This is a genomic window from Rhizobium sp. LARHSG275 (genome assembly GCF_052871115.1).
The window spans coordinates 1-18,481 of sequence record NZ_JBIXJN010000036.1; the positions used below are offsets into that span (position 1 = coordinate 1).

At 59.9% G+C, this 18,481-nt stretch carries 31 protein-coding genes; 29 read left to right on the forward strand and 2 right to left on the reverse strand.

The window, feature by feature from the left end; genetic code table 11:
- The first annotated feature begins 2 nt into the window (after positions 1-2).
- From tuf to ACIPSK_RS31425, 29 genes are all read left to right on the forward strand, one after another.
- On the forward strand, positions 3-1,178 hold the full coding sequence (gene tuf, locus ACIPSK_RS31285) for an elongation factor Tu (protein WP_017963897.1): 1,176 nt from the start codon (positions 3-5) through the stop codon (positions 1,176-1,178).
- A 154-nt stretch (positions 1,179-1,332) separates the two neighbouring features.
- A complete protein-coding gene (gene rpsJ / locus ACIPSK_RS31290; protein ID WP_003547547.1) occupies positions 1,333-1,641 on the forward strand; it encodes a 30S ribosomal protein S10 in 309 nt (102 codons plus the stop codon).
- A 39-nt stretch (positions 1,642-1,680) separates the two neighbouring features.
- Positions 1,681-2,322: a 50S ribosomal protein L3 gene (rplC, locus tag ACIPSK_RS31295; protein WP_018067989.1), complete on the forward strand. Its 642-nt coding sequence runs from the start codon at positions 1,681-1,683 to the stop codon at positions 2,320-2,322.
- 13 nt (positions 2,323-2,335) lie between these two features.
- Entirely contained in the window at positions 2,336-2,956 is a 621-nt protein-coding gene (gene rplD / locus ACIPSK_RS31300; protein WP_017963906.1) for a 50S ribosomal protein L4, read from the forward strand.
- Positions 2,953-3,246: a 50S ribosomal protein L23 gene (locus tag ACIPSK_RS31305; RefSeq protein ID WP_003547550.1), complete on the forward strand. Its 294-nt coding sequence runs from the start codon at positions 2,953-2,955 to the stop codon at positions 3,244-3,246. Before rplD ends, ACIPSK_RS31305 begins: the two co-directional genes overlap by 4 nt.
- A gap of 11 nt (positions 3,247-3,257) precedes the next feature.
- Entirely contained in the window at positions 3,258-4,094 is an 837-nt protein-coding gene (gene rplB, locus ACIPSK_RS31310) for a 50S ribosomal protein L2 (protein WP_003547551.1), read from the forward strand.
- A gap of 15 nt (positions 4,095-4,109) precedes the next feature.
- Positions 4,110-4,388, forward strand: a complete 279-nt coding sequence (gene rpsS / locus ACIPSK_RS31315; RefSeq protein ID WP_003547552.1) for a 30S ribosomal protein S19 — start codon at positions 4,110-4,112, stop codon at positions 4,386-4,388.
- 2 nt (positions 4,389-4,390) lie between these two features.
- A complete protein-coding gene (gene rplV / locus ACIPSK_RS31320; RefSeq protein WP_003547553.1) occupies positions 4,391-4,780 on the forward strand; it encodes a 50S ribosomal protein L22 in 390 nt (129 codons plus the stop codon).
- A complete protein-coding gene (rpsC, locus tag ACIPSK_RS31325; protein ID WP_003547554.1) occupies positions 4,780-5,511 on the forward strand; it encodes a 30S ribosomal protein S3 in 732 nt (243 codons plus the stop codon). The genes rplV and rpsC overlap by 1 nt, the downstream gene beginning before the upstream one ends.
- 36 nt (positions 5,512-5,547) lie before the next feature.
- On the forward strand, positions 5,548-5,961 hold the full coding sequence (rplP, locus tag ACIPSK_RS31330; RefSeq protein ID WP_003547555.1) for a 50S ribosomal protein L16: 414 nt from the start codon (positions 5,548-5,550) through the stop codon (positions 5,959-5,961).
- Positions 5,962-5,973: 12 nt separating this feature from the next.
- On the forward strand, positions 5,974-6,174 hold the full coding sequence (rpmC, locus tag ACIPSK_RS31335; protein ID WP_003558545.1) for a 50S ribosomal protein L29: 201 nt from the start codon (positions 5,974-5,976) through the stop codon (positions 6,172-6,174).
- A gap of 12 nt (positions 6,175-6,186) precedes the next feature.
- On the forward strand, positions 6,187-6,426 hold the full coding sequence (gene rpsQ, locus ACIPSK_RS31340) for a 30S ribosomal protein S17 (protein ID WP_003547557.1): 240 nt from the start codon (positions 6,187-6,189) through the stop codon (positions 6,424-6,426).
- A gap of 258 nt (positions 6,427-6,684) precedes the next feature.
- Complete coding sequence (gene rplN / locus ACIPSK_RS31345; RefSeq protein ID WP_003547558.1) at positions 6,685-7,053, forward strand: 50S ribosomal protein L14; 369 nt, start codon at positions 6,685-6,687, stop codon at positions 7,051-7,053.
- An 11-nt stretch (positions 7,054-7,064) separates the two neighbouring features.
- Positions 7,065-7,373 (forward strand): 50S ribosomal protein L24, encoded by a 309-nt coding sequence (rplX, locus tag ACIPSK_RS31350; protein ID WP_003547559.1) that lies wholly within the window; start codon positions 7,065-7,067, stop codon positions 7,371-7,373.
- Positions 7,366-7,923 carry a 50S ribosomal protein L5 gene (gene rplE, locus ACIPSK_RS31355; RefSeq protein ID WP_003547560.1) on the forward strand — a complete coding sequence of 186 codons (558 nt, stop codon included), beginning with the start codon at positions 7,366-7,368 and terminating at the stop codon, positions 7,921-7,923. Before rplX ends, rplE begins: the two co-directional genes overlap by 8 nt.
- A 32-nt stretch (positions 7,924-7,955) precedes the next feature.
- Positions 7,956-8,261 (forward strand): 30S ribosomal protein S14, encoded by a 306-nt coding sequence (gene rpsN, locus ACIPSK_RS31360; RefSeq protein WP_003547561.1) that lies wholly within the window; start codon positions 7,956-7,958, stop codon positions 8,259-8,261.
- A gap of 12 nt (positions 8,262-8,273) precedes the next feature.
- On the forward strand, positions 8,274-8,672 hold the full coding sequence (gene rpsH, locus ACIPSK_RS31365) for a 30S ribosomal protein S8 (protein WP_003547562.1): 399 nt from the start codon (positions 8,274-8,276) through the stop codon (positions 8,670-8,672).
- Positions 8,673-8,714: 42 nt separating this feature from the next.
- Positions 8,715-9,248: a 50S ribosomal protein L6 gene (gene rplF, locus ACIPSK_RS31370; RefSeq protein ID WP_017963907.1), complete on the forward strand. Its 534-nt coding sequence runs from the start codon at positions 8,715-8,717 to the stop codon at positions 9,246-9,248.
- Between the two features lie 12 nt (positions 9,249-9,260).
- The gene (rplR, locus tag ACIPSK_RS31375; RefSeq protein ID WP_003547564.1) at positions 9,261-9,623 is read left to right on the forward strand and encodes a 50S ribosomal protein L18; all 363 of its coding nucleotides are present in this window, start codon (positions 9,261-9,263) and stop codon (positions 9,621-9,623) included.
- A gap of 131 nt (positions 9,624-9,754) precedes the next feature.
- A complete protein-coding gene (rpsE, locus tag ACIPSK_RS31380; protein WP_017963908.1) occupies positions 9,755-10,324 on the forward strand; it encodes a 30S ribosomal protein S5 in 570 nt (189 codons plus the stop codon).
- A 14-nt stretch (positions 10,325-10,338) separates the two neighbouring features.
- The gene (gene rpmD / locus ACIPSK_RS31385; protein ID WP_003547566.1) at positions 10,339-10,548 is read left to right on the forward strand and encodes a 50S ribosomal protein L30; all 210 of its coding nucleotides are present in this window, start codon (positions 10,339-10,341) and stop codon (positions 10,546-10,548) included.
- Positions 10,549-10,564: 16 nt separating this feature from the next.
- Positions 10,565-11,041 (forward strand): 50S ribosomal protein L15, encoded by a 477-nt coding sequence (gene rplO / locus ACIPSK_RS31390; protein ID WP_162119329.1) that lies wholly within the window; start codon positions 10,565-10,567, stop codon positions 11,039-11,041.
- A gap of 234 nt (positions 11,042-11,275) precedes the next feature.
- The gene (secY, locus tag ACIPSK_RS31395) at positions 11,276-12,616 is read left to right on the forward strand and encodes a preprotein translocase subunit SecY (RefSeq protein ID WP_018067985.1); all 1,341 of its coding nucleotides are present in this window, start codon (positions 11,276-11,278) and stop codon (positions 12,614-12,616) included.
- Positions 12,613-13,263 (forward strand): adenylate kinase, encoded by a 651-nt coding sequence (locus ACIPSK_RS31400; RefSeq protein WP_017963910.1) that lies wholly within the window; start codon positions 12,613-12,615, stop codon positions 13,261-13,263. The genes secY and ACIPSK_RS31400 overlap by 4 nt, the downstream gene beginning before the upstream one ends.
- Before the next feature lie 222 nt (positions 13,264-13,485).
- Positions 13,486-13,854, forward strand: coding sequence for a 30S ribosomal protein S13 (rpsM, locus tag ACIPSK_RS31405; RefSeq protein ID WP_003573772.1), 369 nt, complete (start codon positions 13,486-13,488; stop codon positions 13,852-13,854).
- Between the two features lie 133 nt (positions 13,855-13,987).
- Positions 13,988-14,377, forward strand: a complete 390-nt coding sequence (rpsK, locus tag ACIPSK_RS31410) for a 30S ribosomal protein S11 (RefSeq protein ID WP_003547577.1) — start codon at positions 13,988-13,990, stop codon at positions 14,375-14,377.
- Positions 14,378-14,474: 97 nt separating this feature from the next.
- Complete coding sequence (locus ACIPSK_RS31415) at positions 14,475-15,485, forward strand: DNA-directed RNA polymerase subunit alpha (protein ID WP_003547579.1); 1,011 nt, start codon at positions 14,475-14,477, stop codon at positions 15,483-15,485.
- A 178-nt stretch (positions 15,486-15,663) separates the two neighbouring features.
- The gene (rplQ, locus tag ACIPSK_RS31420) at positions 15,664-16,086 is read left to right on the forward strand and encodes a 50S ribosomal protein L17 (protein ID WP_003558556.1); all 423 of its coding nucleotides are present in this window, start codon (positions 15,664-15,666) and stop codon (positions 16,084-16,086) included.
- Between the two features lie 84 nt (positions 16,087-16,170).
- Complete coding sequence (locus ACIPSK_RS31425) at positions 16,171-16,587, forward strand: ribosomal maturation YjgA family protein (RefSeq protein WP_162119328.1); 417 nt, start codon at positions 16,171-16,173, stop codon at positions 16,585-16,587.
- A gap of 113 nt (positions 16,588-16,700) precedes the next feature.
- Here ACIPSK_RS31425 and msrQ read toward each other — a convergent pair whose 3' ends face one another.
- Positions 16,701-17,357 carry a protein-methionine-sulfoxide reductase heme-binding subunit MsrQ gene (gene msrQ / locus ACIPSK_RS31430; RefSeq protein WP_162119327.1) on the reverse strand — a complete coding sequence of 219 codons (657 nt, stop codon included), beginning with the start codon at positions 17,355-17,357 and terminating at the stop codon, positions 16,701-16,703.
- Positions 17,357-18,304, reverse strand: a complete 948-nt coding sequence (gene msrP, locus ACIPSK_RS31435; RefSeq protein WP_162119326.1) for a protein-methionine-sulfoxide reductase catalytic subunit MsrP — start codon at positions 18,302-18,304, stop codon at positions 17,357-17,359. Before msrP ends, msrQ begins: the two co-directional genes overlap by 1 nt.
- Between the last annotated feature and the right edge of the window lie 177 nt (positions 18,305-18,481).

Genomic DNA, 18,481 nt, shown 5'->3' on the forward strand with positions numbered 1-18,481 from the left:
AAATGGGAAAGAGTAAGTTTGAGCGCAACAAGCCGCACGTCAACATTGGCACGATTGGCCACGTTGACCACGGCAAGACGTCTCTGACGGCAGCGATCACGAAGTACTTCGGCGAGTACAAGGCGTACGACCAGATCGACGCGGCTCCGGAAGAAAAGGCCCGCGGCATCACGATTTCGACGGCGCACGTCGAGTATGAGACGCCGGCGCGCCACTATGCGCACGTCGACTGCCCCGGCCACGCCGACTACGTCAAGAACATGATCACCGGTGCTGCCCAGATGGACGGCGCGATCCTGGTGTGCTCGGCCGCTGACGGCCCGATGCCGCAGACGCGCGAACACATTCTGCTGGCCCGCCAGGTCGGCGTTCCGGCAATCGTGGTGTTCCTGAACAAGGTCGACCAGGTTGACGACGCCGAGCTTCTCGAACTGGTCGAGCTCGAAGTGCGCGAACTGCTGTCGTCCTACGACTTCCCGGGCGACGAAATCCCGATCGTCAAGGGTTCGGCGCTGGCTGCTCTTGAAGATTCCGACAAGAAGATCGGCGAAGACGCGATCCGCGAGCTGATGGCTGCGGTCGACGCCTACATCCCGACGCCTGAGCGTCCGATCAACCTGCCGTTCCTGCTGCCGATCGAAGACGTGTTCTCGATCTCGGGCCGCGGCACGGTTGTGACTGGCCGCGTCGAGCGTGGCATCGTCAAGGTTGGCGAAGAAGTCGAGATCGTCGGCATCCGCCCGACGACGAAGACGACGGTGACCGGCGTTGAAATGTTCCGCAAGCTGCTCGACCAGGGCCAGGCTGGCGACAACATCGGTGCGCTGATCCGCGGCGTCACCCGTGACGGCGTTGAGCGTGGCCAGATTCTGTGCAAGCCGGGTTCGGTCAAGCCGCACAAGAAGTTCATGGCTGAAGCCTACATCCTGACGAAGGAAGAGGGTGGCCGTCATACGCCGTTCTTCACCAACTACCGTCCGCAGTTCTACTTCCGCACGACCGATGTGACCGGCATCGTGACGCTGCCGGAAGGCACCGAGATGGTGATGCCGGGCGACAACGTCACGGTATCGGTCGAGCTGATCGTTCCGATCGCGATGGAAGAAAAGCTGCGCTTCGCCATCCGCGAAGGCGGCCGCACCGTCGGCGCCGGCATCGTCGCCTCGATCGTCGAGTAATTAGCGGCTGGGCCACCTGGCCCAAGGAAAGGATAGGGACGCCGATCTCGGTGTCCCTCTCGATCTTTGAAACCGGTGGCCCGCTAACGTAACTGAAGGTAAGTCGTGTCCCTAAGTGGTGACACGCGGATAACAGACACAAGGATAAAGTCGAATGAACGGCCAGAATATCCGCATCCGCCTGAAGGCGTTCGATCACCGGATTCTCGATGCCTCCACGCGCGAGATCGTATCGACGGCTAAGCGCACCGGTGCAAGCGTCCGGGGCCCCGTTCCGCTTCCGACCCGCATCGAGAAGTTTACGGTCAACCGGTCCCCGCACATCGACAAGAAGAGCCGCGAACAGTTCGAGATGCGCACGCATAAGCGCCTTCTCGATATCGTTGACCCGACCCCGCAGACGGTAGACGCGCTGATGAAGCTCGATCTCGCCGCCGGTGTCGATGTTGAGATCAAGCTCTGAGACCTCGGGTCTTCGGGCTGAGTGAGAAGGATTGAACCGATGCGTTCAGGTGTGATTGCACAGAAGGTGGGAATGACCCGCGTCTATAACGACGCCGGCGAGCATGTCCCGGTAACGGTACTGCGTATGGAAGGCTGCCAGGTCGTCGCTACGCGCACTGTTGAAAAGAATGGCTATACCGCAGTTCAGCTCGGTGCCGGCCAGGCGAAGGTGAAGAACACGTCGAAGGCGATGCGTGGCAACTTTGCCATTGCCAACGTCGAGCCGAAGGCCAAGCTGACGGAATTCCGCGTGTCGGAAGATCAGCTGCTTGAGATCGGTACTGAGATCAAGGCGGGTCACTTTGCAGCCGGTCAGCTCGTCGACGTGACGGGCACGACGATCGGTAAGGGCTTTGCCGGCGCCATGAAGCGCCACGGTTTCGGCGGTCTGCGTGCCACGCACGGTGTGTCGGTGTCTCACCGTTCGCACGGTTCGACCGGCTCGCGCCAGGATCCGGGCAAGGTTTTCAAGAACAAGAAGATGGCTGGTCACATGGGCCAGACGCGCGTCACGACGCAGAACCTGGAAGTGGTTTCGACCGACGAAGATCGTGGTCTGATCCTGATCAAGGGTGCTGTTCCTGGTTCCAAGGGTGCTTGGATCATCGTGCGCGACGCCGTCAAGTCGGCCGCGAAGTAAGGGAGCCAGATCAATGGAATTCAACGTCAAGACCCTCGAGGGAAAAGACGCCGGGAAGGTTTCCCTTTCGGACGCGATTTTCGGCCTCGAGCCCCGCGAAGACATTCTCGCCCGCGTCATCCGCTGGCAGCTTGCCAAGAAGCAGCAGGGCACGCACAAGGCTAAGGGCCGCGCGGAAGTTTCGCGCACCGGCGCCAAGATGTACAAGCAGAAGGGTACGGGCCGCGCCCGCCACCATTCGGCTCGCGCTCCGCAGTTCCGCGGCGGCGGCAAGGCTCATGGCCCGGTCGTCCGCAGCCACGAGCACGATCTTCCGAAGAAGGTTCGTGCACTCGGCCTTCGCCACGCCCTTTCGGCCAAGATCAAGGCCGATGACGTCATCGTCATCGACAACCTGATTGCCACCGAAGCCAAGACCAAGGCTCTCGCGTCCGTTTTCGAGACGCTCGGCCTGACCAACGCCCTCTTCATCGGCGGCGCAGAGCTTGACGGCAACTTCAAGCTCGCAGCTCAGAACATCCCGAACATCGATGTTCTGCCGATCCAGGGCATCAACGTTTACGACATCGTGCGCCGCGGCAAGCTCGTGCTTTCCAAGGCCGCGGTTGAAGCGCTAGAGGAGCGATTCAAGTGACCGATCTTCGCCACTACGATGTGATCGTCTCTCCGGCGATCACCGAAAAGTCCACGCTGGTATCCGAAAACAACCAGGTTGTTTTCAATGTCGCCAAGCAGGCGACGAAGCCGGAAATCAAGGCTGCGGTCGAGGCGCTGTTCGGCGTCAAGGTCACGGCTGTCAACACTCTGCTGCGCAAGGGCAAGACCAAGCGGTTCCGCGGTTTCGTCGGCAAGCAGAAGGACGTGAAGAAGGCTGTTGTGACGCTGGCTGAAGGCCAGACGATCGACGTCTCCACCGGTCTCTGAGGTATAAGAAAATGGCATTGAAAACTTTCAATCCGATCACCCCGAGCCAGCGCCAGCTGGTCATCGTCGACCGCTCGGCCCTCTACAAGGGCAAGCCGGTCAAGGCGCTGACGGAAGGTCTGACCAAGAGCGGCGGTCGTAACAACCTCGGCCGCATCACCGCCCGCTTCATCGGCGGTGGTCACAAGCGCACCTACCGTCTGATTGACTTCAAGCGTCGCAAGTTCGACGTCGAAGGCACGGTCGAGCGTATCGAATACGATCCGAACCGCACGGCTTTCATCGCGCTGGTGAACTATGCTGACGGCGAGAAGGCTTATATCCTCGCTCCCCAGCGTCTCGCTGCCGGTGACAAGGTTATCGCTTCCGAGAAGGCTGTCGACGTCAAGCCCGGCAACACCATGCCGCTGCAGTTCATCCCGGTCGGCTCCATCATCCACAACGTGGAAATGAAGCCGGGCAAGGGTGGTCAGATCGCTCGCTCCGCCGGTGGCTACGCACAGCTCGTCGGCCGCGACCAGGGCATGGCGATCCTTCGCCTGAACTCCGGTGAACAGCGTCTCGTTCATGGCTCCTGCCTTGCTTCGATCGGCGCCGTCTCCAACCCTGATCACGCCAACATCAACGATGGCAAGGCCGGTCGTACCGTTTGGCGCGGCAAGCGTCCGCATAACCGCGGTGTCGTCATGAACCCGGTCGACCATCCGCACGGCGGTGGCGAAGGCCGCACCTCCGGTGGTCGCCATCCGGTGACACCGTGGGGCAAGCCGACCAAGGGCAAGCGCACCCGGTCGAACAAGTCGACCGACAAGATGATCATGCGCTCGCGTCATCAGCGTAAGAAGTAAGAGAGGAAGTCTCCAATGGCTCGTTCAGTATGGAAAGGTCCGTTCGTTGACGGCTATCTTCTCAAGAAGGCTGAGAAGGTTCGTGAAGGCGGTCGCAGTGAAGTGATCAAGATCTGGAGCCGTCGCTCCACGATCCTGCCGCAGTTCGTCGGTCTCACCTTCGGCGTCTACAACGGCAGCAAGCATATCCCGGTCAGCGTCAATGAAGACATGGTCGGTCACAAATTCGGTGAATTCTCTCCGACCCGCACCTACTACGGTCACGGCGCGGACAAGAAGGCGAAGAGGAAGTAACAATGGGCAAGGCAAAAGCCGAACGCCGGCTGAAGGACAACGAGGCGCAAGCAGTCGCCCGCACGCTCCGCGTCAGCCCGCAGAAGCTCAACCTGGTTGCTGCGGCTATCCGCGGCAAGAAGGTCGAGCGCGCACTCGCTGAGCTGGAGTTCTCCCGCAAGCGCATCGCGGGCGCCGTCAAGAAGACGCTCGAATCTGCGATCGCCAACGCCGAGAACAACCACGATCTCGACGTCGACTCGCTGGTTGTCGCCGAGGCCTATGTCGGCAAGTCGATCGTCATGAAGCGTTTCCACGCTCGTGGCCGCGGTCGCGCGTCGCGCATTGAAAAGCCCTTCGCGCATTTGACGATCGTCGTTCGTGAAGTGCAGGCAGCAGAGGAGGCCGCATAATGGGTCAGAAAATCAATCCAATCGGTTTCCGTCTCGGAATCAACCGTACCTGGGATAGCCGCTGGTTTGCGGACAATGCCGAGTACGGCCAGCTGTTGCACGAAGACCTGAAGATGCGCAAGTTCGTCATGAGCGAACTGAAGCAGGCCGGGATCTCCAAGGTGGTCATCGAGCGTCCGCACAAGAAGTGCCGGGTCACGATCCACTCGGCACGTCCGGGCCTGATCATCGGCCGCAAGGGCGCAGACATCGACAAGCTCCGCAAGAAGCTGTCGGAGATGACGAATTCGGAGACGCACCTCAACATCGTCGAAGTGCGCAAGCCCGAAGTCGATGCGACGCTGGTCGCTCAGTCGATCGCCCAGCAGCTCGAGCGTCGCGTGGCTTTCCGCCGCGCCATGAAGCGCGCCGTCCAGTCTGCAATGCGTCTCGGCGCCGAAGGCATCAAGATCACCTGCGCCGGCCGTCTCGGCGGCGCTGAAATCGCCCGTACGGAATGGTACCGCGAAGGTCGTGTGCCGTTGCACACGCTGCGCGCCGACATCGACTACGGCACGGCTGAAGCAGAAACCGCATTCGGCATCTGCGGCATCAAGGTCTGGATCTTCAAGGGCGAAATCCTTGAGCATGATCCGATGGCTTCCGAGCGCCGCGCGATGGAAGGTGACGCCCAGGGTCCGGCAAGCCGTGATCGTGACCGCGACAGAGACCGTCGCCGCGACAACGCTTGATAGCGCGCGTGGCAGAGAAGTTCGGAGAATAAGAAAATGTTGCAGCCAAAGCGTACCAAGTACCGCAAGCAGTTCAAGGGCCGCATCAAGGGCGTCGCCAAGGGCGGTTCTGACCTGGCATTCGGCGAATTCGGCCTGAAGGCACAGGAACCCAACCGCGTCAATGCGCGCGAGATCGAAGCGGCCCGCCGCGCGATCACGCGTTATATGAAGCGCGCCGGCCGTGTATGGATCCGCGTGTTCCCGGACGTTCCGGTAACCAAAAAGCCGACCGAAGTCCGTATGGGTAAGGGTAAGGGCTCCGTTGAATACTGGGCATGCAAGGTCAAGCCCGGCCGTATGATGTTCGAGATCGACGGTGTCAGCGAAGAAATCGCCCGTGAGGCGCTTCGCCTCGGCTCTGCCAAGCTCTCGGTCAAGACGCGCTTCGTTCAGCGCATTGCAGAGTAAGGAATTGAGCTCATGAAAGCCTCAGATGTTCGCGCGTTCACCGCCGACCAACTCAAGGACGAGCTTGCCAAGCTGAAGAAGGAGCAGTTCAACCTGCGCTTTCAGAAGGCGACCGGCCAGCTCGAAAAGTCCTCGCGCATCAACGAAGTCCGCAAGGACATCGCCCGCGTGAAAACCATTGCCCGCCAGAAGGCGGCAGAAGTTAAGGCCTAAAGGAAGAAAAATATGCCGAAGCGCATCCTGCAGGGCGTCGTCGTTGGCGACAAGAACGAGAAGACGGTAGTGGTTCGCGTCGAGCGTCGTTTCGCTCACCCGCTGCTCCAGAAGACCGTTCGTCGTTCCAAGAAGTACAAGGCCCACGACGAGAATAACCAGTACAAGATCGGCGATACCGTATCCATCGAGGAATGCGCGCCGATCTCCAAGGACAAGCGCTGGACGGTGATTTCCGCCCAGGGCAAGTAACAGAATTTTGCGCGAGGCCTTGCGTCTCGCCGAAATATCTGTATGAAGCAGCGTCAGAACGCTCGAATGCCGGGCGTTCTTTTGCTTTGAGCGCACGGAAGGTCCCGTTCGGGAAACCACCCTGGCACGATCGACCCCGCGCTATTCAGCTATTGCCGCGTCTGTGCTGCCTCGCGGCAGCTCGGCCGGCGAAAATTTTCATAAGCCGGAGTAGGGGGCTAGCCCAACCATTCCGGTAAACCAAGAAGGCGACCTGATATGATTCAGATGCAAACAAACCTCGACGTCGCGGATAATTCCGGCGCGCGTCGTGTCATGTGCATCAAGGTGCTGGGCGGCTCGAAGCGCAAGTATGCCTCGATCGGCGACGTCATCGTCGTTTCGATCAAGGAAGCGATCCCGCGCGGCCGTGTGAAGAAGGGTGACGTGATGAAGGCGGTTGTTGTTCGCACCGCCAAGGACATCCGTCGTGCAGATGGCTCCGTCATCCGCTTCGACACCAATGCAGCAGTCCTCATCGACAACAAGAAAGAGCCGATCGGCACCCGTATCTTCGGACCGGTTCCGCGCGAACTTCGCGCCAAGAACCACATGAAGATCATCTCGCTGGCTCCCGAAGTACTGTAAGGAGCGAAGCGATGCAGAAGATTCGTAAGGGCGACAAGGTCGTCATGCTCGCTGGCAAGGACAAGGGCCGTACCGGCGAAGTTGTTCAGGTCATGCCGAAGGAAGATCGTGCCGTTGTTCGTGGCGTCAACGTCGTCAAGCGCCACCAGCGCCAGACGCAGACCCAGGAAGCCGGCATCATCAACAAGGAAGCCCCGGTTCACCTGTCCAACGTTGCAATCATCGACAAGGACGGCAAGCCGACCCGCGTCGGTTTCAAGGTTGTTGACGGCAAGAAGGTCCGTGTGGCCAAGCGTTCTGGAGAAGTGATCGATGGCTGAGGCAAAATATGAGCCGCGGCTCAAGAAGGAATATGTCGAGCGCATCCGCAAGGCGTTGCAGGAGCAGTTCTCCTACGCCAACGAGATGATGATTCCAAAGCTCGACAAGATCGTGATCAACATGGGTGTCGGCGAAGCGACCGCTGACTCGAAGAAGCCGACGGTAGCTGCCGCCGACCTCGCAGCGATCGCCGGCCAGAAGCCGGTCATCACCCGCGCACGCAACTCTATCGCAGGCTTCAAGGTCCGCGAACAGATGCCGATCGGCGCGAAGGTTACCCTGCGCGGCGCCCGCATGTATGAGTTCATGGACCGTCTCGTGAACATCGCGCTCCCGCGCGTTCGCGACTTCCGCGGCCTGAACCCGAAAAGCTTTGACGGCCGTGGCAACTTCGCCATGGGCATCAAGGAGCACATTGTGTTCCCTGAGATCAACTACGACAAGGTTGATCAGATGTGGGGCATGGACATCATCGTTTGCACGACGGCGACGACCGACGACGAAGCACGGGCTCTTCTGAAAGAGTTCAGCTTCCCGTTCCGTCAATAACCGTAACGACGAGCGTAGAAAAGGAACCTGACATGGCGAAGACAAGCGCAGTTGAAAAGAACAAGCGCCGCCGTACTACGGTCGCTAACCAGGCCGCTAAGCGGGCTGGGTTGAAGGCGATCATCATGAACCAGGCTCTTCCGATCGAAGAGCGGTTCAAGGCCTCGATCAAGCTGGCATCCCTGCCGCGTGATGGATCGAAGACCCGTATTCGCAACCGTTGCGAAGTTTCGGGGCGTCCGCGCGCATATTACCGCAAACTGCGCATGTCGCGTATTGCGCTGCGTGAACTCGGCAATCTCGGCAAGGTGCCGGGTATCGTCAAGTCGAGCTGGTAAGGAGCAGGTTACATGACAATGACTGATCCGTTGGGCGATATGCTCACTCGCATCCGTAACGGCGCTTCCCGCCGCAAGTCGTCGGTCTCGACGCCTGCTTCGAAGCTCCGTGCACGTGTTCTCGATGTTCTGCAGTCCGAAGGCTACATCCGTGGCTACTCCGTTGTCGATTTCGGCAATGGCAAGTCGGAACTCAGCATCGAGCTGAAATATTATGAAGGCGCATCGGTGATCCGTGAGATCGGCCGTGTGTCCAAGCCGGGCCGCCGGGTTTATGTCTCGGTCAAGTCCATTCCGCAGGTCGCGAACGGTCTCGGCATCACTATCCTTTCGACTCCGAAGGGTGTGATGGCCGATCACCAGGCTCGCGAACAGAACGTTGGTGGCGAGGTTCTTTGCTCGGTCTTCTAAGATCGAGCAGGGATCTCCATAGCGAACAGACAGGATTGAAACATGTCTCGTATCGGTAAAAAGCCCGTTCAGGTGCCTGCTGGGATCACGGCTACGGTCGATGGCCAGAAGGTGACTGCAAAGGGCCCGAAGGGCGAGCTGTTTTTCGTTGCTAACGACGAAATCAGCCTCAAGCTTGAAAACAACGCCGTCGTCGTGACGCCGGTGAACCAGACCAAGGATGCGCGCGCAAAGTGGGGCATGTCCCGCACGATGATCGAAGGCATCTTCAAGGGCGTCAAGGACGGTTTCGAGCGCAAGCTTGAAATCAATGGCGTCGGTTACCGCGCCGCCATGCAGGGCAAGAACCTGCAGCTGGCCCTCGGTTTCAGCCATGACGTGATCTACGAGCCGCCGGTCGGTATCTCGATCGTTGTTCCGAAGCCGACGGAAATCGTCGTCAGCGGCATCAACAAGCAGCAGGTCGGTCAGGTTGCCGCCGAAATCCGCGAATATCGCGGTCCTGAGCCCTACAAGGGCAAGGGCGTCAAGTACGCTGACGAGCGGATCGTCCGCAAAGAAGGCAAGAAGAAGTAAGGATCACGCGAAATGGCTAGCAGGAAAGAAGCACTTGCACGTCGTGCCAACCGCGTGCGCCGTCATCTCAAGTCGGTGGCCAACGGCCGTCCGCGCCTGTCGGTTCATCGCTCCTCGAAGAACATCTACGCCCAGGTCATCGATGACGTGGCCGGCAAGACGCTTGCGTCTGCCTCCACCCTCGAGAAGGATCTGCGCGGTTCTCTGAAGACCGGTGCCGATACCGCCGCCGCTACCGTTGTGGGCAAGCTCCTCGCAGAGCGCGCCTCCAAGGCCGGTGTTACGGAAGTCGTGTTCGACCGTGGTGCCTTCATCTATCACGGCCGCATCAAGGCTCTCGCCGAAGCGGCCCGCGAAGGCGGTCTCACCTTCTGATCAGTTTCCGGCCGGACGCCTCAGGCGCCGGCCGGATTTTCGCCGGACCGCAGGCGCTCTCCGAAAGGGGAGGCTGATGCGGTCCACATTTGTTTGCCGATTGCACCCGGAAAAGAAAAAGGAAGAGGACAATGGCACAGGAAAGAAGGCCGCAGCGGGACGACCGCCAGAGCCGCGAAGAGCGCGATAGCGAATTCGTCGACAAGCTTGTCGCGATCAACCGCGTCGCCAAGGTCGTCAAGGGCGGCCGTCGTTTTGGTTTCGCAGCACTCGTCGTCGTCGGCGACCAGAAGGGCCGCGTCGGCTTCGGCCATGGCAAGGCACGTGAAGTGCCGGAAGCCATCCGCAAGGCAACCGAAGCCGCCAAGCGCGAACTGATCTTCGTACCGCTGCGTGACGGCCGTACGCTGCATCACGACGTCCATGGCCGCCATGGCGCCGGCAAGGTTCTGCTGCGCTCGGCCAAGGTTGGTACCGGCATCATCGCCGGTGGTCCGATGCGCGCCGTATTCGAGACGCTCGGCATGCATGACGTCGTCGCCAAGTCGACCGGTTCGTCGAACCCCTATAACATGGTTCGCGCCACCTTCGACGCTCTGAAGCACCAGGTTCACCCGAAGGACATCGCAGCTCAGCGCGGCATCAAGTATGCAACGCTGCAGGCTCGTCGTGGCGCCTCCGGCAACGCCTCTGAAGAATAAGAGGAGTTTGACAGATGGCCAAGGCTACTAAGAAGGCTGAAGCGAAGACTGTCACGATCGAACAGATCGGCAGCCCGATCCGCCGTCCGGATGTCCAGCAGCGCACGCTGATCGGTCTCGGACTGAACAAGATGCACCGTCGCCGCACGCTGGAGGATACCCCTTCCGTTCGTGGCATGATCCGTGCTGTCCAGCATCTCGTTCGCGTCGTCGACGAGAAGTGAGACGGAGGAAACGCTCATGAAACTCAATGAAATCAAGGACAATGAAGGCTCGACCCACAGCCGCAAGCGCCTCGGCCGCGGTATCGGCTCGGGCTCGGGCAAGACTGGTGGTCGCGGCGTGAAGGGTCAGAAGTCCCGTTCGGGCGTCGCCATCAATGGCTTCGAAGGCGGCCAGATGCCGATCTATCGTCGCCTGCCGAAGCGCGGCTTCAACAACATTTTCGCTTCCGATTTTGTTGTCGTGTCGCTGGCCCGCATCCAGACGGCGATCGACGCCGGCAAGCTCGATGCCAAGACGACAGTTGACGCAACTGCCCTCAAGGCTGCTGGTGTCATCCGCCGCGTCAAGGATGGTGTTCGCGTTCTCGCCGACGGCGAGATCAAGGCCAAGATCACCATCGTCGTTGCAGGCGCCTCCAAGCCTGCCGTCGAGAAGATCGAAAAGGCCGGCGGCACCGTGACGCTGCTTTCGGCTCCGGCTGCAGCCGAATAATAAACTGATGATATATCGCCCGGGGTGCTTCACACCGGGCGATTTTGCTCCCATATGTGGGCCTCACAAAAACTTGGCTGGCGCGCCCGCGTCATGCCGGTAAGACTCGAAAACAAGGGTGAGGCATGGGGTTGCGCCGCAATCCGTCCTGAGCCCGGTTTTGAATAATTTCATACTGATTCCGGGTCCGGTCTGTCCCCCAGAGACGCCGGAATTGGTAGCGCGGAGAAACGCATGGCTTCTGCAGCGGAACAATTGGCATCCAACCTCAATTTTTCGACCTTCGCCAAAGCCGAGGATTTGAAGAAGCGCTTGTGGTTCACACTGGCAGCTCTCCTCGTCTATCGACTTGGCACGCATATTCCGCTTCCGGGTCTCAATCCCGAAGCCTATGCCCAGGCTTTCCGCGGCCAGGCAGGTGGCATTCTCGGCCTTTTCAACATGTTCTCGGGCGGCGCTGTTCAGCGCATGGCGATCTTCGCGCTCGGCATCATGCCCTATATCTCCGCTTCGATCATAGTGCAGCTCATGACCTCGGTCGTGCCGGCGCTCGAAAACCTCAAGAAGGAAGGCGAGCAGGGCCGTAAGATCATCAACCAGTATACCCGCTATGGTACCGTCATCCTCGGTGCGCTCCAGGCCTATGGCATTGCCGCCGGCCTTGAGAGTGGCCAGGGCCTCGTCGTCGAGCCCGGCTGGTTCTTCCGTGTTTCCACCGTTCTGACGCTGCTCGGCGGCACGATGTTCCTGATGTGGCTCGGCGAGCAGATCACCTCGCGCGGCATCGGCAACGGCATCTCGCTGATCATTTTCGCCGGCATCGCCGCCGGCCTTCCGACTGCCCTTGCCGGCACGCTCGAACTCGGCCGCACCGGTGCGCTGTCGACTTTCCTCATCCTGCTCGTCATCATCGTTGCGATCGCCGTCATTGGCATCATCGTCTTCGTCGAGCGCGCCCAGCGCCGGCTGCTGATTCAGTATCCGAAGCGCCAGGTTGGTAATCGGATGTTCCAGGGCGATACTTCGCACCTGCCGCTCAAGCTCAACACATCGGGTGTCATTCCGGCGATCTTCGCATCGTCGCTGCTGCTGCTGCCGGCAACGGTCGCGGGTTTCGCCAACACCTCGGCAATGCCCTCCTGGGTGACATCGATCGTCGCGGCTCTCGGCCACGGTCAGCCTCTCTACATGGTGCTGTATGGCGCGCTGATCGCCTTCTTCGCCTTCTTCTATACGGCCATCGTCTTCAATCCGAAGGACACGGCCGACAATCTGAAGAAGCATGGCGGCTTCATTCCCGGCATCCGTCCGGGCGAGCGCACCGCCGAATATATCGACTACGTGCTGACCCGCATCACGGTGATCGGCGCAATCTATCTCGTCTTCGTCTGCATCCTTCCGGAGATCTTGGTGTCGCAAACCGGCATCCCGTTATCCCTTGGTGGGACTTCGCTTTTGATCGTGGTTAGCGTAACTCTTGATACGGTTGCACAGATCCAGGGTCACCTGATCGCGCAGCAATACGAAGGCCTGATCAAGAAATCGAAGTTGCGTGGAGGAAAGAGGGGGCGATGAGACTTATCCTTTTGGGGCCGCCGGGCGCGGGTAAGGGAACCCAGGCCCAGCGGATCGTGGAAAAGCACGGCATTCCGCAGCTTTCCACGGGGGACATGCTACGTGCAGCGGTTAACGCCGGCACGGATGTCGGCAAGCGCGCGAAGGCGGTCATGGACGCCGGCAAGCTCGTCTCGGATGAGATCGTCATTGCCATCGTTTCCGAGCGTATCGATCAACCCGATTGCGCCAACGGCTTCATTCTCGACGGCTTCCCCAGGACGCTCGTCCAGGCTGATGCTACCGAGGCGATGCTGAAGGCAAAGGGTCTCGGCCTCTCCGTCGTCATTGAATTCCGTGTCGATGATGATGAGTTGATTCGACGTGTTGCCGGTCGCTACTCCTGTGCACAGTGTGGCAGCGTCTATCACGATACCGATAAGGTTCCGGCTGCTGAGGGCGTGTGCGACAAGTGCGGTTCGACGCACTTCAAGCGCCGTCCTGATGACACTCCGGAGACCATGACGGCCCGGCTGCAGGTCTACTACAAGGAAACCTCGCCGCTGATCGGCTATTACCATGCCAAGGGCAAACTGAAGTCCGTGGACGGCATGGCCGAGATCGATCAGGTGACGGCCGAGGTCGAAAGCATTCTTTCCAAGCTTTAAGGCTTTGAAAATAAACTTGGCGGAACGGTTGCTTTTCAGCAGTGATTCCGCTAAACACCGCGCCAACTCGCGACATTCCATGCGATCGGCGCGGATTTCCCAAGGAAGTCCGGGTGCGGTCGTTTTGACATGTTACGGACGTAAATCTGAACGGGCGGTTCTCAAGAGCCGCATAACGAAGCCCACTTGCCGGATGGCAACTGGAATGCAAGGAGAACAGGCGTGGCACGTATCGCTGGCGTCAACATCCCGACTGCGAAGCGCGTTGTTATCGCGCTGACCTACATTCACGGGATTGGTCCGAAATTCGCACAGGAAATCGTCGAAAAGGTCGGTATCCCGGCCGAACGTCGTGTGCATCAGCTGACGGACGCGGAAGTCCTTCAGATCCGCGAAGCCATCGACCGCGACTATCAGGTCGAAGGCGATCTTCGTCGCGATACCGCGATGAACATCAAGCGCCTGATGGACCTCGGCTGCTACCGCGGCCTGCGTCATCGCCGCGGCCTTCCGGTCCGCGGTCAGCGCACGCACACCAATGCCCGCACCCGCAAGGGCCCGGCAAAGGCAATCGCTGGCAAGAAGAAGTAATTTCCGGGAAACCGGGGTAAGGAGGCTGGTGGTCTGCGCCGGCCTCTTTTGAGTTTGGAGCGGGACCATATAGGCGCCGTTCCGGTGTAGCCGCTGGCATTACGGCGGTGAAGAGATCAACGAAAGGAATACCATGGCTAAGGAAGCCGTCCGCGTTCGCCGTCGCGAGCGCAAGAATATCTCGTCGGGTGTCGCTCACGTCAACTCGACCTTCAACAACACGATGATCACCATCACCGATGCGCAGGGCAATGCGATCGCCTGGTCGTCGGCTGGCGCCAAGGGCTTCAAGGGCTCGCGCAAGTCGACCCCGTTCGCTGCCCAGATCGCTGCCGAAGACTGCGCCAAGAAGGCCCAGGAGCACGGCATGAAGTCGCTGGAAGTCGAAGTCTGCGGTCCGGGTTCGGGTCGTGAATCGGCTCTGCGCGCGCTCCAGGCTGCAGGTTTCATGATCACGTCCATCCGCGACGTGACCCCGATCCCGCACAATGGCTGCCGTCCGCGCAAGAAGCGCCGCGTCTGATCATCGCTCTCGTCACCGGTGAGCGCTTGCGCGTTCCCGGTGGTTTTCAAGCTCGGTTGCCACGATTGGATGGTGGCAACGAACGGAAGGCAAACTCATGATTCAGAAGAACTGGCAGGAACTGATCAAGCCGAACAAGGTGGAGTTCTCCTCGAGCTCGCGCACCAGGGCGACGCTTGTTGCCGAACCGCTGGAGCGCGGCTTCGGCCTCACCCTCGGCAACGCGCTTCGCCGCGTTCTGCTCTCCTCGCTGCGCGGTGCTGCCGTCACGGCGGTGCAGATCGATGGCGTGCTGCATGAATTCTCCTCGATTCCGGGCGTCCGCGAAGACGTGACGGACATCGTGCTCAACATCAAGGAAATCGCCATCAAGATGGATGGCGACGACGCGAAGCGCATGGTCGTGCGTAAGCAGGGCCCGGGCGTTGTCACGGCTGGCGACATTCAGACGGTCGGCGATATCGAAATCCTCAACCCCGAGCATGTCATTTGCACGCTCGACGAGGGTGCCGAGATCCGCATGGAATTCACCGTCAACAACGGCAAGGGCTACGTTCCGGCCGAACGCAATCGGGCGGAAGATGCTCCGATCGGTCTCATCCCGGTCGACAGCCTCTATTCGCCGGTCAAGAAGGTGTCCTACAAGGTTGAAAATACCCGCGAAGGACAGGTTCTCGACTACGACAAGCTGAACATGACCATCGAAACCGATGGCTCGATCACCGGCGAAGACGCCGTCGCTTTTGCGGCGCGCATCCTCCAGGATCAGCTTGGCGTCTTCGTCAACTTCGACGAGCCGCAGAAGGAAACCGAAGAGGAAGCAGTCACCGAACTCGCTTTCAACCCGGCTCTCCTGAAGAAGGTGGACGAACTCGAACTGTCGGTCCGTTCGGCAAACTGCCTGAAGAACGACAACATCGTCTACATCGGCGACCTCATTCAGAAGACCGAAGCAGAAATGCTCCGCACGCCGAATTTTGGTCGCAAGTCGCTGAACGAAATCAAGGAAGTTCTCGCTTCCATGGGCCTGCACCTCGGCATGGAAGTGCCGGCATGGCCGCCCGAGAACATCGAAGATCTCGCGAAGCGTTACGAAGATCAATACTGAGCGGCGTGAGGAAAAGTGTAAAGCGGTTTTCCGCCCGCACGCCGATCGCAAGAACATAACAAAAGGCAGGCTCTTTCGGCTGCCTTTCCCCGTCAAACAGCAGGCCGATCGCCTGCATGTGCCAGGAAACGGCAGGCCCACTTAGTGTCAAGGGCACCTGCATTAAAGGAGAATAGCAATGCGCCATGGTAAAGCCGGCCGCAAGCTGAATAGAACTGCAAGCCACCGCAAGGCGATGTTCGCCAACATGGCGGCTTCGCTGATTACCCACGAGCAGATCGTCACGACCCTGCCGAAGGCCAAGGAAATCCGTCCGATCGTCGAGAAGCTCGTCACGCTCGGCAAGCGCGGCGACCTGCATGCTCGCCGTCAGGCGATCTCGCAGATCCGCGATGCCGCCGTCGTTTCGAAGCTGTTCGACACGATCGCAACGCGCTACGCCACCCGCAACGGCGGCTACCTGCGCATCATGAAGGCGGGCTTCCGCCAGGGCGACAATGCCGCCATGGCTGTGATCGAATTCGTTGACCGCGATGCCTATGCCAAGGGCGCAGCCGACAAGGCCCGCGTCGCTGCCGAAGAGCAGGCCGTCGCCGCTTAAGTCTTCCGCTTCGGCGGAAACAAAACAGCCGGGCTGCAAAGCCCGGCTGTTTTTGTTTCTGATATGGTGACGGGACCGGCTCCATTGCGCAAAATCATTCAGGCTCGCTCTCCGCAGTTCCTTCGTCTGGTCGCCCTGTTTCTTGTTGTCGTTCTCGGGCTGGTGCTCCGCCGGTTTGGCTATGCGGCTGATCTGCCCTTCATTGTCGTCAAATATGGTGGATCGGCACTCTGGGGAGCGATGGTCTATCTGCTCGTGGCGCTCTTTGTCGCAAAGTCACGACCGGCAGCAATTGCTGTCACGGCGCTGTTCATAGCGATCTCAGTGGAATTGTTCCGGCTCTATCACACGCCCTGGCTCGACGCGTTTCGGCTGACCACGGCCGGTGCGCTGCTGCTTGGGCGCGTGTTTTCGCTTTGGAACATGCTGGCTTATGCAATCGGCATAGCTGCGGCCTGCGCCTTCGATCCGGCACGCTGGACTGCGTTGCGTCCTCGTTAGAGCGCCTCGCGTCTTTTCAGACGCGCTAAGGACGCTCTATCACTTTGAATCTGCGCCTAATCCTTCCCGAAAATCGATTCCGATTTTCGGGGTTATGCGCTAAGCCTGCCGTCTCACGAAACCGACGCCATTGCCCGATTGCGCGTCCGCCCTTTGCCCTTCTGCCTGTTGCGTGCGATCGGCCGGTAGGAGCGATAGAGGATGAGCGCGATGATCAGCTCGACATAGATATATTGCTCGAGGTCGAGGATCTTGGTCGAGAGCGCGAAGTGCAGCGCCCCGCAGGCGGCGATGATGTAGACGAGGCGGTGCAGCCAGATCCAGTTCTTGCCGAGCCGGCGGATCGAGAAATTGTTGGATGTCGCCGCCAGCGGAATAAGCATCGCAAGCCCGGCCATGCCGAACATGATGAAGGGGCGCTTCAGCACGTCGTTGATGACGGCGGAAATATCCATCGCCTGGTCGAGAACCATGTAGACGGTGAAATGCATCAGCGCATAGTAGAAGGTCAGCAGGCCAAGCGCGCGGCGATAGCGCAGATAGTTCCAGCCGAAGAGCTCACGGGCAGGGGAAACGGCAAGTGTCGCGATCAGGAAACGGATCGTCCAAAGCCCAAGGAAACGCTCGAAGGTCTTGACCGGATCGGCGCCGAGCTGATCGGTCGCGCCGAGATAGAACGTCCAGGCCGCAGGCAAGAGTCCAACGACATAAAGCAGCCAGACGGAGGCGGGTTGCCAGCGCTTCGGGATGGCGAGCGACAGTTCCGCCATCAGAAATTCGCCTTCAGGTCCATGCCAGCATAAAGGCTTGCCACTTCGTCGGCATAGCCGTTGAAGGGCAGGGTGGGGTGGCGGCTCGCGCCGAAGAAGCCGCTCTCGCCGATGCGCCGTTCGCTGGCCTGGCTCCAGCGCGGATGGTCGACCGCTGGGTTGACGTTCGCGTAGAAGCCATACTCCTGCGAGTTGGTGACCTGCCAGGTATTCTTCGGCTGCTGGTCCGTGAGCGTGATCCTAACGATCGACTTGATGCCCTTGAAGCCGTATTTCCACGGCACGACGAGGCGGATCGGCGCGCCGTTCTGGTTCGGCAGCGTTTCGCCATAGAGCCCGACGGCCAGCAGCGTCAGCGGATGGCGCGCCTCATCCAGGCGCAGACCCTCGACATAGGGCCAGTCGAGCGACTGGAAGAAACCCTTCTGCCCCGGCATCTCGTCCGGCCGCACCACGGTTTCGAAGGCGACGTATTTGGCGCTGCCGAGCGGCTCGACCTTGTCGAGCAGCGACGCCAGCGGAAAGCCGTCCCAGGGGATAACCATCGACCAGGCCTCGACGCAGCGCATGCGGTAGGTGCGCTCCTCGATCGGGAATTCCTTCATCAGCGCCTCGAGGTCGAAGGTGCCTGGCTTGTTGACCATGCCGTCGACCTTGATCGTCCAGGGCAGCGGCTTGAAATCGCCGGAAAGAGCTGCGGGATCGCCCTTGTCGAGGCCGAACTCATAGAAGTTGTTGTAAGTCGTGACGTCCTTGATCGGCGTCGCCTTCTCGTCGACCTTATACTTGCTCTCAACGGCGGAGAGGGCTGCGGCACTCGCCCTGCCGGCGCCGTAGAGCGCCATGGCGCCAAGCGCTGCCGCGCCCAGGAATTCACGGCGGCGCACATAGATCTGGCGCGGCGTGATCTCCGACGACGCGATCTTCGGCGGGCGATAGGTTGGCATGTCGAAACCTCCTCGGCGGATATCCTGAAATATAGCCCTTAAACGAACCGCCGGCATGTCTATATTGCTGCATAATTCCTAATCAGAATCGATTTAGGAATTATGCAGCAATTCAAAGTGCTACTGCGTCCTGTGCGCATCTCAAACGACGTCCGGCTCTATAGTGTCTAAGCCTTG

Excerpts from the sequence above, each read along its gene's own strand:
- rplV (WP_003547553.1), top strand. The coding sequence starts at position 4,391 with ATGGGCAAGGCAAAAGCCGAACGCCGGCTGAAGGACAACGAGGCGCAA.
- rplP (WP_003547555.1), top strand. The coding sequence starts at position 5,548 with ATGTTGCAGCCAAAGCGTACCAAGTACCGCAAGCAGTTCAAGGGCCGC.
- msrP (WP_162119326.1), bottom strand. The coding sequence starts at position 18,304 with ATGCCAACCTATCGCCCGCCGAAGATCGCGTCGTCGGAGATCACGCCG.
- rpsE (WP_017963908.1), top strand. The coding sequence starts at position 9,755 with ATGGCACAGGAAAGAAGGCCGCAGCGGGACGACCGCCAGAGCCGCGAA.
- secY (WP_018067985.1), top strand. The coding sequence starts at position 11,276 with ATGGCTTCTGCAGCGGAACAATTGGCATCCAACCTCAATTTTTCGACC.
- tuf (WP_017963897.1), top strand. The coding sequence starts at position 3 with ATGGGAAAGAGTAAGTTTGAGCGCAACAAGCCGCACGTCAACATTGGC.
- msrQ (WP_162119327.1), bottom strand. The coding sequence starts at position 17,357 with ATGGCGGAACTGTCGCTCGCCATCCCGAAGCGCTGGCAACCCGCCTCC.
- rplQ (WP_003558556.1), top strand. The coding sequence starts at position 15,664 with ATGCGCCATGGTAAAGCCGGCCGCAAGCTGAATAGAACTGCAAGCCAC.
- rpsC (WP_003547554.1), top strand. The coding sequence starts at position 4,780 with ATGGGTCAGAAAATCAATCCAATCGGTTTCCGTCTCGGAATCAACCGT.
- ACIPSK_RS31400 (WP_017963910.1), top strand. The coding sequence starts at position 12,613 with ATGAGACTTATCCTTTTGGGGCCGCCGGGCGCGGGTAAGGGAACCCAG.
- rpsQ (WP_003547557.1), top strand. The coding sequence starts at position 6,187 with ATGCCGAAGCGCATCCTGCAGGGCGTCGTCGTTGGCGACAAGAACGAG.
- rpsH (WP_003547562.1), top strand. The coding sequence starts at position 8,274 with ATGACAATGACTGATCCGTTGGGCGATATGCTCACTCGCATCCGTAAC.
- rpsS (WP_003547552.1), top strand. The coding sequence starts at position 4,110 with ATGGCTCGTTCAGTATGGAAAGGTCCGTTCGTTGACGGCTATCTTCTC.
- rplR (WP_003547564.1), top strand. The coding sequence starts at position 9,261 with ATGGCTAGCAGGAAAGAAGCACTTGCACGTCGTGCCAACCGCGTGCGC.
- rplO (WP_162119329.1), top strand. The coding sequence starts at position 10,565 with ATGAAACTCAATGAAATCAAGGACAATGAAGGCTCGACCCACAGCCGC.
- ACIPSK_RS31415 (WP_003547579.1), top strand. The coding sequence starts at position 14,475 with ATGATTCAGAAGAACTGGCAGGAACTGATCAAGCCGAACAAGGTGGAG.
- rpmD (WP_003547566.1), top strand. The coding sequence starts at position 10,339 with ATGGCCAAGGCTACTAAGAAGGCTGAAGCGAAGACTGTCACGATCGAA.
- rpsK (WP_003547577.1), top strand. The coding sequence starts at position 13,988 with ATGGCTAAGGAAGCCGTCCGCGTTCGCCGTCGCGAGCGCAAGAATATC.
- rplC (WP_018067989.1), top strand. The coding sequence starts at position 1,681 with ATGCGTTCAGGTGTGATTGCACAGAAGGTGGGAATGACCCGCGTCTAT.
- rplN (WP_003547558.1), top strand. The coding sequence starts at position 6,685 with ATGATTCAGATGCAAACAAACCTCGACGTCGCGGATAATTCCGGCGCG.
- rpmC (WP_003558545.1), top strand. The coding sequence starts at position 5,974 with ATGAAAGCCTCAGATGTTCGCGCGTTCACCGCCGACCAACTCAAGGAC.
- rplB (WP_003547551.1), top strand. The coding sequence starts at position 3,258 with ATGGCATTGAAAACTTTCAATCCGATCACCCCGAGCCAGCGCCAGCTG.
- rpsJ (WP_003547547.1), top strand. The coding sequence starts at position 1,333 with ATGAACGGCCAGAATATCCGCATCCGCCTGAAGGCGTTCGATCACCGG.
- rplD (WP_017963906.1), top strand. The coding sequence starts at position 2,336 with ATGGAATTCAACGTCAAGACCCTCGAGGGAAAAGACGCCGGGAAGGTT.
- rplF (WP_017963907.1), top strand. The coding sequence starts at position 8,715 with ATGTCTCGTATCGGTAAAAAGCCCGTTCAGGTGCCTGCTGGGATCACG.
- rplE (WP_003547560.1), top strand. The coding sequence starts at position 7,366 with ATGGCTGAGGCAAAATATGAGCCGCGGCTCAAGAAGGAATATGTCGAG.
- rplX (WP_003547559.1), top strand. The coding sequence starts at position 7,065 with ATGCAGAAGATTCGTAAGGGCGACAAGGTCGTCATGCTCGCTGGCAAG.
- rpsN (WP_003547561.1), top strand. The coding sequence starts at position 7,956 with ATGGCGAAGACAAGCGCAGTTGAAAAGAACAAGCGCCGCCGTACTACG.